This window comes from Paraglaciecola sp. T6c, from assembly GCF_000014225.1.
GTDB lineage: Bacteria > Pseudomonadota > Gammaproteobacteria > Enterobacterales > Alteromonadaceae > Paraglaciecola > Paraglaciecola atlantica_A.
Map to the genome: position 1 here is coordinate 2,219,724 of NC_008228.1, position 13,483 is coordinate 2,233,206.

Genomic DNA, 13,483 nt, shown 5'->3' on the forward strand with positions numbered 1-13,483 from the left:
GAGGTATTCAGCGCCTAGATTTTATGCTTCTTTGGTGATTTTACGGTCGCTAGAGGGCAGTGTGTCGGCTGAAACATGTAGTAAGGGTATGTGATCAATTTGTTAACAGTGGATCCTATCGCCTAACGCAGAATATAAAGAATATTTAGCCTATTTGAATCTCATCGTTAACGCCGACATTGTGCACGCGACGCAGGCCCTAAAAATAGAGACTAGATTAGCGCGTGCGCTGGCTAACAATGACACGAAATAACAGAACAGTAGCCCAAAGCTCGCTTACGCGAGCCACCTTTACGTGGGGCGCGGGCGCGCATGAAAAACAAACCAAAACCAAACGCCACTAAGCGAAAACCATCCCCATGCTCCCAGCAATTAAACCGTAGAGTAGTAATACCAGCATGCTGCGTTTGAGAATGTAGCCCTCACTATTTTGTAGCGCGAGAATAGACGACACTGCCACTATATTGTTGATACAAACCATGTTCCCCATGGCGGCGCCTACCGATTGTAAAGCCAAAATCGTTGTGACATTCAACTGCAAATCGCTGGCAATGGTCTGCTGAATACCGGCAAATGTGAGGTTTGATATGGTGGCTGAACCCGAAAAGAAAGAGCCCAATGCACCAAGAAATGGGGCGAAGAACCCCCAGTACTGGCCACTAATGCCTGCTAAATGTTGACCGATTAAACTCACCGCAGAATATTCTTCAGTGAGCATCATCATGTTGACAAAGACTAAGGCGCCCAAAAGCGCAATCACTGGTTTTTTCATACTGTTTTTAGTGTGACTCACTACGTTTGTGAATGAGCCACTCTTAAACAACCACAGCGTTAAACAACCCATTAATACGAATGGTAAAATGGAGGGCACATACAAGGTGTTGTGCTGCCAGTTTATGGGCGTTTGCAGTATGCGTTCGAGTTTAATAACCAGAGATGCACTGATACTGATGTCGCCTAAGGGCCCAGCGCTGCTGACCCATGCGGGTGATGTGAGTTGCAGTAAGCTCTTGATGCCCAGCTCAGGGATACGTGTCACGACCAATAGCAATATTGTTCCCCACAGCGCAAAACTGGCTTTTATCAGCGTGGGCATTGATACCTGTACCGATGCTTGCGCCGAAGGTTGGCGGTTATTTTGGCGTTGTTGTAGGCCAATATTATACTTGGCCAATAACAAGGTAAGTATTAGGCCGATAAAGCCGCCCACTAGGGAGGGGAACTCCACCGATATGTGGCTCAATATCAAATACGGTAGGGTGCAAGAGAAGGTTGATAACACAATAAATAGCCAGTTTTGCTTAAGCTGGCTTTTTTTCTCGACCACTAACGCCAGTGCCGCCATGACGATAAAGGGGGCTGCAACCGTATTAATAGCCGCCGACTTCCAAGCAACATCTTGCAGTAACACAGGGGGGAGTTCGGTTAAGGCTAAGCCAAACCAAATAGGTGTCCCCACGGCGCCAAACGTAACTGGTATGGTATTGAAAATAAGACAGGCAATGGCGACCCTAAGGGCAGGGAAGCCCAATCCGACGAGTATTGGCGCTGCGATGGCCGCAGGGGTGCCAAACCCGCTTGCGCCTTCAATCAAAAAGGCAAAAGCCCAACCTACGACCATAAGCTGGGCGATTGCATTACTGCTGATGTGATTTAGCCAGCTACGGATGATACCTAACGCCCCGGTAACCTCCATGCACCGAAACAGAAAAATTGCCCCGGCGATAATCATGATAGGGGTAAGCGCCAACAACAAACCGCTGATGACCGAGGCATTCACGAGCCGTAGCTCAAAATCAAATACAAACACTACTAACAGGTAGGCAATTAATGCACTCAAAGGCAATGCTTTGCTGGCCGCTACACTGTGTTTTTTCGTCATCAAGTAGATGAGAACTGCAACGGGTAAATACGCACTTATGAGTAACAGCATAGATGGCCTTTGAAACGAGTGATTCCCTTAACGGGTATTGTTATGGCGCTTTTGGCTTGATGTCAAAGACTATTGTGGCGGTGAATGAAAGCCGTCTTATGTACATCGTTAGCAGTGTTGAATTGGGTAAGTAAAGGCCCTGAAGTGACATTTTCTTAGCTGGGTTGTTAGCAATCATGCAATTAAAAGGGGATCACGGTTTTATTCGCGCCATTGCGCAATGACGTTAGCAAATACGAAACAGGATTAATTGTGAATAAGTACATCTATTGAACATCAGTTCTTGTATAATCTTTATTATGAAAACATCCGTTGGTGACACTTTTCTTATTTAAACAAGCTTATTTAACTGGGTGAAGATTAACCTACCTTTGCTAGCGTACTGGCCTGTACAAGCCCAAACGCAACACCATACCCTTTCTATTGAATGCCATATATGAATTTGGCTAATACGAGTAATTACCATGAAAAAAACCTTCGTTCTGTCTCATCCGAAAATCAAACTGCCAAGATTAGTCGAAGCAATTAAGTTTGAAGTAAAGAAATACCTTAGACGAGAGAGAAAAAAGTCACTTCCAGAGGGCGCTGATTACTGGGATTTTGACTGTCGTTTTGGCGTGGATGAGGCCAATGCACAAGTCATCCATCTTGGTTCGATTAACCAACATATTGATGAAGCCGAAAAAAACGAACTAGCCTCTTTTTACTTGGAAATTCTTGCCAAGCCCGGTGTTAAAAAATTAACTGAGTAAATGCCTATCTAGGGGGCATTCCCTTTGGTGTAAATCCCTAAGGCAATGCTCTACTGGCTTATCTGCAAACACAATACCATTTCTCTTGATTTCTTGAGGGCTTTATCCTGAGTTTTACAGTGTTTTTATAAAGCATTGTTGTGAACTTTTTTCAGCGAGTCATGTACTAAAACCACAAGTATTTTCTGATTCAAAGGAGAGTTAATCATCCCTCAAGACAAAGCCAGCCATATACTCAGCCGACCAGAGCACTGTATTGGGGTGCGTGGTGCGCGCGTACACAACCTAAAGAATGTGAGTCTTGATATACCACGTAACGCCTTGGTGGTGTTTACCGGCATTTCAGGCTCAGGTAAATCCTCGCTGGCATTTGGTACATTGTTTGCTGAATCTCAACGACGTTACCTAGACTCGGTTTCACCGTATGCACGAAGACTAATTGATCAGGTAGAAGAGCCTGATGTTGACGCTATTGATGGCTTGCCGCCCGCTGTTGCCCTGCAGCAGCAAAGAGGCACGCCTTCAGTGCGTTCTTCTGTTGGCAGTGTTACCACCATATCAAATGGCCTACGGATGCTTTATTCCCGCGCGGGTGATTACCCCGTTGGTCAATCTATTTTATACGCTGACTCATTTTCGCCAAATACCGCCCAAGGCGCTTGCCCCAAATGCCATGGCATCGGGCGTGTTTTCGATGTGACCGAAGCACTATTGGTGCCTGACGACAGTAAAACCATACGAGACAAAGCAATTGCCGCGTGGCCTCCTGCATGGCAAGGGGCCAATTTAAGCCGAATTCTGGTCTCTCTTGGCTACGACATCGATACCCCATGGCGGGACTTGCCTAAAAAAGCCAGGCAGTGGATTTTATTCACCGATGAAACCCCCACAGTGCCAGTCTATCCTGAGTACAATTTAGCCCAGACTCAAGCCGCCATTGAAAATGGCGAAGCGCCCAGCTATATGGGCACGTTCACCAGCGCCCAGCGCTTTGTTTTACACTCTTTTGCCACGACGCAAAGTCCGCGTACGAAAAAGCGCGTATCGCAGTTTATGCAGATTTCACAGTGCCCCGAGTGTGAAGGTAAGAAGCTCAAGCGGGCGTCATTATCGGTCACCTTTACGGGTTTGGATATTGGACAGTTATCGCAATTAACCTTAACGGACTTGGCCGAAAGATTACGTGCAACAGCGCGTACCAAACCCAGTGATGAATTACAGGACAGAGAAAAGATCATCGTGGCTCAGCGCTTAGCCAGTGATATTTTAGCGAGAGTTGAGGCTCTAACGCATCTTGGTCTTGGCTATTTATCACTGGAGCGAAGCACTACTACACTTTCGCCGGGGGAATTGCAGCGTTTGCGCTTGGCAACACAAATCCGCTCCCAGCTATTTGGTGTGGTTTATGTACTAGATGAGCCATCCGCTGGACTGCATCCAGCCGATAAAAAGGCGCTACTGGCGGCTCTTGATGAATTGATTACGGCGGGTAATTCAGTGTTTATGGTCGAGCATGATGTGAGTGTTATTCGCCATGCTGATTGGATAGTCGATGTAGGGCCGGATGCAGGGACGCATGGCGGCGACATTATTTATAACGGCCCAGTTGAAGGACTCGAAGGTAATTTACGCTCGCATACGGCTAAGCATTTGTTCGAACAGTCAGTGGGTGAGGAGCGTACACCACGCGAGGCAAAGGCGTGGTTAAAGCTTGCTTCAATCGAGCGAAATAATTTGCAAGGCATCGACGTGGCGTTTCCTTTAGGCGTGATGACAACAGTGACGGGGGTGTCTGGCTCGGGCAAATCAAGTTTAGTCAGTCAAGCATTGGTTGAGCTGGTGAATGAGGCCTTAGGCGTAAAGAAAACCGTTGATGTGCCAACTGATGAAGCCGATTTGCTGGAACAAGAAACCCAGACGAGCACAGGTGGGCATATTGTTGACGGCCTAGCGCACGTGAAACGCTTAATAACGGTAGATCAAAAGCCCATAGGCAGAACACCGCGCTCCAATTTAGCGACTTACACTGGGTTATTTGATCACGTCCGTACCTTGTTTGCCAACACCGATGAGTCGAAAAAAAGACGTTACGACGCAGGTCGCTTTTCGTTCAATGTCACCAAAGGCCGCTGCAGTAATTGCGACGGGGTGGGGTTTGTGAGTGTTGAGTTGCTCTTCTTACCTAGTGTTTATTCACCTTGCCCGGTCTGCCAAGGTCGTCGCTATAACGACAAAACCTTAGAAATTACGTATCGCGACAAAAACATTGCTGATGTGCTGGATTTGACGGTCGAGGCAGCCCACACATTTTTTGCGGGTCAGCCGCCCGTGCTTCGAGCATTAGATGCGTTACTCAAAGTAGGGCTGGGGTACTTACGCCTTGGCCAACCTGCCACGGAGCTATCAGGCGGTGAAGCTCAGCGTATCAAACTAGCCACTGAGCTACAGCGAGTACAAAAAGGTGACACGCTGTACGTCTTAGATGAGCCCACCACAGGCTTACATCCAAAAGATGTTGCTATGTTGATGTCGCAATTAAACGGACTGGTGGATGCCGGCAACACGGTGATCATGGTTGAGCACGATATGCGTGTCGCCAGTAGCAGTGATTGGGTCATTGATATTGGCCCAGAAGCCGGTGATAAGGGCGGGGCTGTGGTTGCCCAAGGCGAACCGAAACATGTCGCAATCAACAAGCAAAGTCGAACCGCGCCCTTTATGTTTGTCTAACGTTTCGGGTTTGTAGTACTGGTTAAATAAGTCGCTATCACAGGCTACGCGTTGCACCAGTACTGCTTTTTCCAGTGCCAAACACGGATGTTTACCTGCCTGTTCACCTCCTTGTTCTTCCACCTGTTCTTCTACCTATTGTTCCTCTTGTTCACCTATCTGGGTCCTTGTCTTCTATACCCGCCATATACAAAAGCTTCTCATGCCCCTGCTGCGACTATGGGCTTTTTCTGCATATAACCCGTCCTTTTTTCATCCACTGCAACGTTTCCCTGTATCGTGTCATTTTAGGGTAAACCGTTATCATTGGTAGTGGTTTTATTCTTTTTGATACAGAGTTCGTAAGGTTTTACTAATATTTTAATCCTATAAGGCTATATAGTTAGGGGGGTGCTCGCATTGTTTGTTTTCTTATATTAAGGAAACTGTTTTCATTTGAAGTGTTGTTATCTTGTTAATCACATGCTAATTTATTTACAAGTTTGAAGTGGGTAATTGCTGAAGTTGGTGGGAATGTAGAGACCTGGCAAAGATAAGCTCATAGAACAGACCGAATAACGAATACATAAGAATTGAATTCATGGAGAACGAAATGAGAGCCACAACAAAACACACCCTTCTAGCATCATCCATCGCTATGATTATCAGCACTGGTCAATTATGGGCCCAAGAAAGTCCGACTGACACAGGTGCCAATGAAGATATCGAGCAAATTTCAGTGGTAGGCATACGTTCGAGTATTGCCAGCTCAGTGGCGCGCAAACAAGAGTCCGGTCAGGTAGCAGACGTTATTTCAGCGGAAGATATTGGTAAGTTTCCGGATTTAAATGTCGCTGAATCGTTGCAACGTATTCCAGGGATTCAAATATCGCGCTCTCGGGGTGAAGCATCCGGTGTGTCTATTCGTGGCTTAGACGAAGTCGCAACCTTATTAAACGGGCGAAACTATTTTGGCGGTGCCTCCGGTGTCAGTATCAACCGCTTTGCCAGCTTTGAAGATATTCCCGCAGAATTGGTTGGCTCCGTGGTGGTATATAAATCAGTTTCAGCTGACATATTAGAGGGCGGCATTGGGGGAGTGGTCGATATAGAGCGCACCGATGCTTTAAGTTTAAGCGGCCCTACAATTGCCGGTAGTGTGAAAGAGCACTATGGTGATTTATCCAAAGAATGGTCACCACGCGGTTCTTTAGTGGCTGGCAATATCTGGGATTACGGCAACAATGGCGGTGAAATAGGGGTTATCTTTGGTGTTTCTTACTTAGAGCGAGAATACCGTGAAGACCTAGTGCGTAACTCTAGTGCCACGTCCATCGTGGGCGATTTTGCAGGTGGCACTGCGCCTGATGGTGCCAAAACCAGTGCTTCTCTCAACTCATCCCCAGCATGGGGGGATAGAGAGCGTACGGTTTACTCTTTAGGCATTGATGTCTCTCTGAACAGCGATACTAAATTCTATTTCGACTCTGGTTACACCGATTATTCCACAACGCAGTTGCGCCAAGAGTTCGTGTGGGGCTTTGATGGTGCAAATACCGTTGACGCTGATTTTTCTAATATAGATGAAAACAACGTTTACCCTAGGTCGGTTACGTTGAGCGACATGAACTTTGATGTTCTGAGCATGATTGATGACAGGTACACCACGACATACGATTTAGCGCTGGGCTTTGAAACAGTTGCTGGGCCGTGGAGTATCGAAGGGGAGGTGAGTTACGTTGATACCGACAACGACACCAACTTCCACAATACCCGTATTCGTGACAGTTGGGACGCCTTGCCTGTTACGATAAATAACAGCGGGATACCAAATCAGCCGCCCTCGGTGGACTTTGGTACTTTTGACGTAACAGATGAGGGTAATTTCGATATCGTTCAATGGCGTCATGAAAGCCGCCAGTTACAAGCAGATGAATCTGCGGCCAAGCTGGATATTGATTACGCATTTGACGAAGGATTGGTACGTTCCATCGAAGCGGGTTTGCGCTTCGCCAGTTTAGGCACCACCAAGAATATTCAAAACAACCATATATTTGATGCCTCGGGCGCGACCTATGGCAGTGACGACCCGCTTAATTTAGTCGAGCCCAGTGCGTGGGACGATTTTATGGACGAGTATGACGGTGGCAATTTCCCCAATGATTATGTTGGCGTTAATCCTAATTACTTGTTGTCTCGCAACGATGAAATTCGTGAATTTTATGGCTTCACAGGGCAATCAGAAACTGAAAACCCCAGAGATTCATTCGAATATGAAGAAGATGTGACCGCCCTATATATAAAAGCCAACCTTGAAACCGAAGTGGGGGGCTATTTCATAAGTGGCGATATCGGCGGGCGTTACGTGCAAACCGATACGACAGCGGATTATTTTTTCGATACCGGAAATGCGGACGAAAGTGGAGCGCCTATTTACCAAGGCACAAAAAGTGAAAAGAATTACAGTGAATTCTTGCCCTCGTTCAATTTGAAAGTTGAATTGAACGATGAGCTGCTGCTTCGCTTAGCGGGTTCGAAAACATTTTCGCGCCCTCATTTTGGTGATTTGGCCCCGTCGTTAAACCTCAACTTTGAGCAAGGTCGCGGCACCGGCGGTAACCCAGATTTAGACCCATTCACCGCAACCAATTTAGATTTAAGCCTTGAGTACTACTTTGCCAGTGGTGGTATGGCGTCATCTGCTATTTTCTACAAAGACATTGACGGCTTCTTACAAACCTCTGAAAGCCAAGAAACCATTGGTGGCAATGACTTTGTTATCCTGCGTAAAAGCAATGGCGGTTCTGGCACAGTGCGTGGTTTAGAGCTTGCTTACCAACAGTTCTTTGATTTTTTACCCGCACCATTTGATGGTTTAGGCGTACAGGCGAATTACACCTACGTGGACTCAGATGTGCCCTCGCCGAATCCATTACTGCCTAATATTTCACTAGAGGGCCTATCAGACAACAGTTACAACTTGGTCGCCATTTACGAAGATGATTTAGTTTCAGGCCGTTTGTCATATAACTACCGTTCAGACTTTTTAGTGACCACAGAAGTCGCCCAAGAAGGATTTGGCCAACTCGATTTATCGCTGGCCTACAACGTTTCTGAGAGCTTCCGATTCACTTTGGATGCTTTAAACCTGCTTAGACGCGATCATTTCGAATATCGCGCAGGGGATAAGTATGACCCATATCATTGGATCGCCACTGAAAGACAAGTGTTGGTCGGTGTGTCGTATACTTTCTGATCCACCTAGCTGTATGGCAACCCGCTGGGCTGACCTTAGAGGTCGTTTTTAAGCGATGGATGCCTCAGCAGCGCATGAGTCAGCAATAGCTAAGTGTGTTGGTTGTATCCTTCGCGTAAGAAAAAGAACAGGGGGCTTAGCGGTATGCTTGCTCTGTTGTTTTATTCTCCTTCGCTCGGCGTTAACACGGCGGGTAGTGGATGTGCCACGCAAATCAGTAGGGTTGTTTATCGTGAAATGCATTAAAGCGCATATTCTGTGCATCATTACCTTGGTGCTTTGTGCAGCAACCGTTGCTGCACAAAGCGAGCAAAGTAAGAATAACCTAGTTAACAGGCCAAATGTGGTAATGATTGTGGCAGATGATCACGGGTTAGATGCCATAGGGGCATACGGCAATAACGTGATCCAAACCCCAAATATCGATGCGCTGGCAAGAGAGGGCGCTCGGTTTGTGAATGCGTTTGCCACTGTGTCAAGTTGTAGCCCTAGTCGCTCAGTTATGTTAACCGGTCAACATAATCACACCAATGGGATGTATGGCTTGCAGCATAAGCAGCACCATTTCAGTAGTTTTGATGACGTGCAATCATTGCCGGTCACGCTCAGTGAAAACGGCTATCGAACAGCCAGAATAGGTAAATATCACTTAGGGCCAAACAGCGTATTTAAATTTGATGACGTGTTATCAGAAGGCGCAGCCAATGATATGACCTCAATCGCACGCAGCCCAGTTGAAATGGCTCAAAAAAGCGAAGCATTTATCCGTCGCGACAGCGCGCCGTTCTTTTTGTATTTTGCCAGTGACGACCCGCATCGAGGTTACCCGTTTGAGACCTATCCCGAGCCAAACCGATTTGGTAACCGTGAACAGGGGTACCCGGGCATCGAAGAGGTCGTGTATCAGCCTGATGACGTGTTGGTGCCACCGTACTTACCCGACACACCCGCTGCACAAAAAGAAATAGCTCAATACTATCAGGCTATCTCTCGTCTTGACCAAGGTGTAGGCAAGCTGGTTGAAATACTCAAAGCACAGGGTAAATACGACAACACGTTAATTTTGTATTTGTCAGATAATGGCATTGCATTTCCTGGTGCGAAAACCAATTTGTACGATGCAGGTATTCATCTGCCGTTAATTGTCAAAGCGCCAGCGCAGAAAAATAACGCTGTTTCCTGTACAAAAAACATTCAAAACTGTACCCGTCACCATCAGTTGGTCTCTTGGCTTGATTTAACCCCGACTATTTTAGATTACGCAAACGTTAAACCAATGACGACCACTGTTCAGGGCAAATCATTCAAAGCAATTTTAGAAAACGAACAGCCTAAAGGCTGGGAACATGTATATGCCTCTCACACCATGCACGAAGTGATGATGTATTACCCCATGCGCATGGTTAGAACCAAGCAATATAAGTTGATTTGGAATATTGCCCATGAGCTAAGTTACCCCTTTGCTGCGGACTTGCAGCAGTCCTTAATCTGGCAAGATGTGCGTCGCCGCGGAAACACTCAATATGCGGGTCGCCAGATCGAGGACTTTTTACATCGCCCTGAGTTTGAGTTGTTTGATATGCAAAACGACCCTCAAGAGCAGCATAATCTCGCTGACTTACCCCAGTTCAGTCGTGTAAAACATGAACTCATACACCAGCTTAAAATATTTCAACAAGAGACTCAGGATCCTTGGATCGCTAAATGGCACTACCAGTAAAGTCGTTGGTTAATTGCTGTAAAAGTTTAAGAGATCAAGAGCTCAAGAGTTCATTCACTATTTAGGAGCAAATTCAAAATGATGTTTAACAGAACAGCAATGTCACGCTATTTACCCTTGATCATGGGCGTTACTGCCTTATCAGCTGTGGCCTCAGCGTGCGCAGTAGAACATCCTTTACTGAAACAGCAGGCATCTCAAAAGCCCAATGTAGTTATTTTTTACGTAGATGATCTAGGTTATGGGGATATTTCTCCAAATGGTGCGATAGGGGTAGACACACCTAATCTAGATGCGCTAGCGAGCAAAGGCGTTAATTTTACTGACGCCCACAGCACTGCATCAACGTGCACGCCTTCGCGCTACTCCCTGCTCACCGGTGAACACGGATTTCGGCAAAACGCCGCTATTTTACCTGGCGATGCCCCCGCACTAATTCGACCGGGCAAAGCGACTTTGCCAAGCATGTTGCAAAAAGCCGGTTACACCACGGGGGTGATAGGAAAATGGCATCTAGGTTTAGGCGAAGGCTCAGTTGATTGGAACCAAGACGTTAAACCAGGGCCATTAGAAATTGGGTTTGATTACAGCTTTTTGTTGCCGGCAACCGGCGACAGGGTACCCACTGTGTATTTAGAAGGTCATGAAGTGGTCAACTTAGAAAGCAGTGACCCTATTGAAGTCAGTTACGATCACAAAGTAGGAGATAGGCCTACCGGCGTTGACAACCCAGAGTTGCTGCGCATGAAAGCAGACCTACAGCACAGCCAAACGATCGTGAATGGGATAAGCCGCATCGGCAGCATGAGTGGTGGAGAAAAGGCCTTGTGGGTAGATGAAGAGTTTCCCGACGTGTTTTCGCAAAAAGCGGTCGAATTTATTGAAAGAAGTAAGAAAGACCCGTTCTTCTTGTTCTTCTCCTTTCAGGATATACACGTGCCAAGGTTACCTAACGAACGTTTCAAAGGTAAAAGTACCATGGGGCCAAGAGGTGATGCGATTGCACAAATGGATTGGGTTGTCGGCAGAGTTATGCAAGCGCTAACCACTCAAGGTGTAGCCGATAACACCTTAGTGATATTTACCAGTGATAACGGACCGGTATTAGACGATGGCTACGATGATATGGCCGCCGAAATGCTAGGCGAACATTTGCCCGCTGGGCCTTTTCGCGGCGGTAAATACAGTGTCTTTGAAGGAGGGACGCGCGTCCCTATGATTGTATATTGGCCGGGTAACACCACTCATATACGTAGCAGCGCGCTTATTTCTCAAGTCGATATTTATGCTTCACTGGCAGGTTTAGTAAAGCAGCCTTTGGCAAAAACAGAAGCCATTGACAGCCTTGATGTAATGCACGCGTTTTTAGGCAAAACCAACAATGCGCGCACCTACTTATTAGAAGAAGCCGTCGGGACGTTAGGTCTGCGTAAGCATAATTGGAAATACATCAAAGCAATCAGTAAAGAAAAAGGGTTACCAAATTGGCTCGGTAATAAAGACATAGAAATGGGATTTGCGTTAACGCCACAGCTATTTGACCTAACGGATGATGTTGGTGAGCAAACGAACCGTGCCAAGGATTACCCAGCGCTAGTGAATGCCATGGAGCAAAAGATCCAACAACTTATCGAAAAAGGCTTCAGATATAGCCAATAAGCAAATAACAAATAACAAGTAGGGAACGGTCGTTATAAGCACTTTTTAATACATTGCATAAAGTGCTAAGTCATCTTTTGTTTAAGCCTTCATATAGGATTTTACATAGGCCTTCCTATAACTCGTTACGTTTTCAGGCACGTAAACAGGATAGGCCGCTGGTTATTTTTACGGGCCTTTTTAAAAGTGCATCATAGCCTTGATAAAGGGCTAACCACAGAGTTACCGCCGCGCTGTAAAATGTGGGTGTATATTTGCGTAGTGCGTAAATCACTGTGGCCTAGCTGGTCTTGCACAGTGCGAATATCAGCGCCTGATTGTAAAAGATGGGTCGCACAAATTTGTCTGGAATTAAATTTGAACATCCGAAGGATGGCCCGTAGGGAAAAATGCAAGGACGCATTTTTTAAATGAGTGGCGAAGCGTGTGCGGGGTAACGATTTTAGGGATATTGGCTTTTTTAGCGGCATGTCGTATTACTTTTTGCACCGTAGACCCATCAATATGATGACGCCTTAATGATTGGTCTTCAGGATCTGTCGATAGTTGACGCGAAGCAAACACATATTGCCATGGTAACGAGCGATTGGCGTTCTTAAACTTAAGCCTTAGACGATGAGGTAGATAAACGCCATCGTATTCTGGGTTTAACAAGTCTGCATCCAGATATTGTCTTACGACAGTGATCTGTTGTTGCAAACTAGGTATAAGCTCATCGGCTAATGTAACAATTCGATGTTTACCACCTTCACCATTCCAAACCCGTACGGATTTGAAATCAAAATCTATATCTTGGACTCTCAATCTCACACATTCCATTAAACGCAAGCCATTTGCATATAAAATTGATACCGCAAGTTTCTGTTGAGCACTTACAACTGCAAGTAAATTCCTCACTTCATCAGTAGTGAGAACGATTGGCAGTTTTTGCTGGCGAGTACTTTTAATAAAATTAAGTTTAAAATTTAACGGTTGACGAATTATATCGCGATATAGAAATACCAAGGCATTTAATGCTGATTTTTGGGTTGATGCAGCCACATCTAACTCTAAAACTAAATGTGAAAGGAAGGCTTCTACCTCTTTATCATGCATTAAATTAGGGTGTTTTTTCTGATGAAAATGAATATAGCTACTGATCCACTTAAGATAAGCTTCAATAGTGCGCTTTGAATAACGTAATTGGTACATTTCATCCTTTATCATATTCAAGAACATCGATTTAGGCATAAGATAACTCTCTTCAAATAACTGTATACCTGTACAGTATTGGTGAATAATCCGTATAACAGCAAGATTTAGGAATTTTTCCGTGTTTCCACAGGTGAGAAGCCCATAACCGGAAAAGTTCAACCTGTACAATAAGTTGCCGTGTATGCTAAAAAGGACAGATGGTGAAAGGCGGAAAAGTTCCGTGTTTAATACGCGGATCCAATCACGGAACCTTTCCGGCT

6 protein-coding genes and 1 pseudogene are annotated in these 13,483 nt (G+C 45.8%); 5 read left to right on the plus strand and 2 right to left on the minus strand.

What is annotated here, in order from left to right:
- Nucleotides 1-340: 340 nt before the first annotated feature.
- A complete protein-coding gene (locus tag PATL_RS09375) occupies nucleotides 341-1,933 on the minus strand; it encodes an L-lactate permease (protein WP_011574656.1) in 1,593 nt (530 codons plus the stop codon).
- 464 nt (nucleotides 1,934-2,397) lie between these two features.
- Between PATL_RS09375 and PATL_RS09380 the strand changes: the two genes are divergently transcribed.
- The 5 genes from PATL_RS09380 (at nucleotide 2,398) to PATL_RS09400 (ending at nucleotide 12,029) form a co-directional block, all read left to right on the plus strand.
- Nucleotides 2,398-2,685: a DUF6172 family protein gene (locus PATL_RS09380; protein WP_011574657.1), complete on the plus strand. Its 288-nt coding sequence runs from the start codon at nucleotides 2,398-2,400 to the stop codon at nucleotides 2,683-2,685.
- A 294-nt stretch (nucleotides 2,686-2,979) separates the two neighbouring features.
- Complete coding sequence (locus PATL_RS09385; protein WP_041713619.1) at nucleotides 2,980-5,415, plus strand: excinuclease ABC subunit UvrA; 2,436 nt, start codon at nucleotides 2,980-2,982, stop codon at nucleotides 5,413-5,415.
- Between the two features lie 592 nt (nucleotides 5,416-6,007).
- The gene (locus tag PATL_RS09390; RefSeq protein WP_011574659.1) at nucleotides 6,008-8,650 is read left to right on the plus strand and encodes a TonB-dependent receptor; all 2,643 of its coding nucleotides are present in this window, start codon (nucleotides 6,008-6,010) and stop codon (nucleotides 8,648-8,650) included.
- A 202-nt stretch (nucleotides 8,651-8,852) separates the two neighbouring features.
- A complete protein-coding gene (locus PATL_RS09395; RefSeq protein ID WP_232283313.1) occupies nucleotides 8,853-10,370 on the plus strand; it encodes a sulfatase family protein in 1,518 nt (505 codons plus the stop codon).
- Between the two features lie 78 nt (nucleotides 10,371-10,448).
- The gene (locus tag PATL_RS09400; protein WP_011574661.1) at nucleotides 10,449-12,029 is read left to right on the plus strand and encodes a sulfatase family protein; all 1,581 of its coding nucleotides are present in this window, start codon (nucleotides 10,449-10,451) and stop codon (nucleotides 12,027-12,029) included.
- Between the two features lie 191 nt (nucleotides 12,030-12,220).
- Here the strand turns inward: PATL_RS09400 and PATL_RS09405 are convergent.
- A pseudogene (locus tag PATL_RS09405) lies at nucleotides 12,221-13,259 on the minus strand (integron integrase).
- Nucleotides 13,260-13,483: the final 224 nt, after the last annotated feature.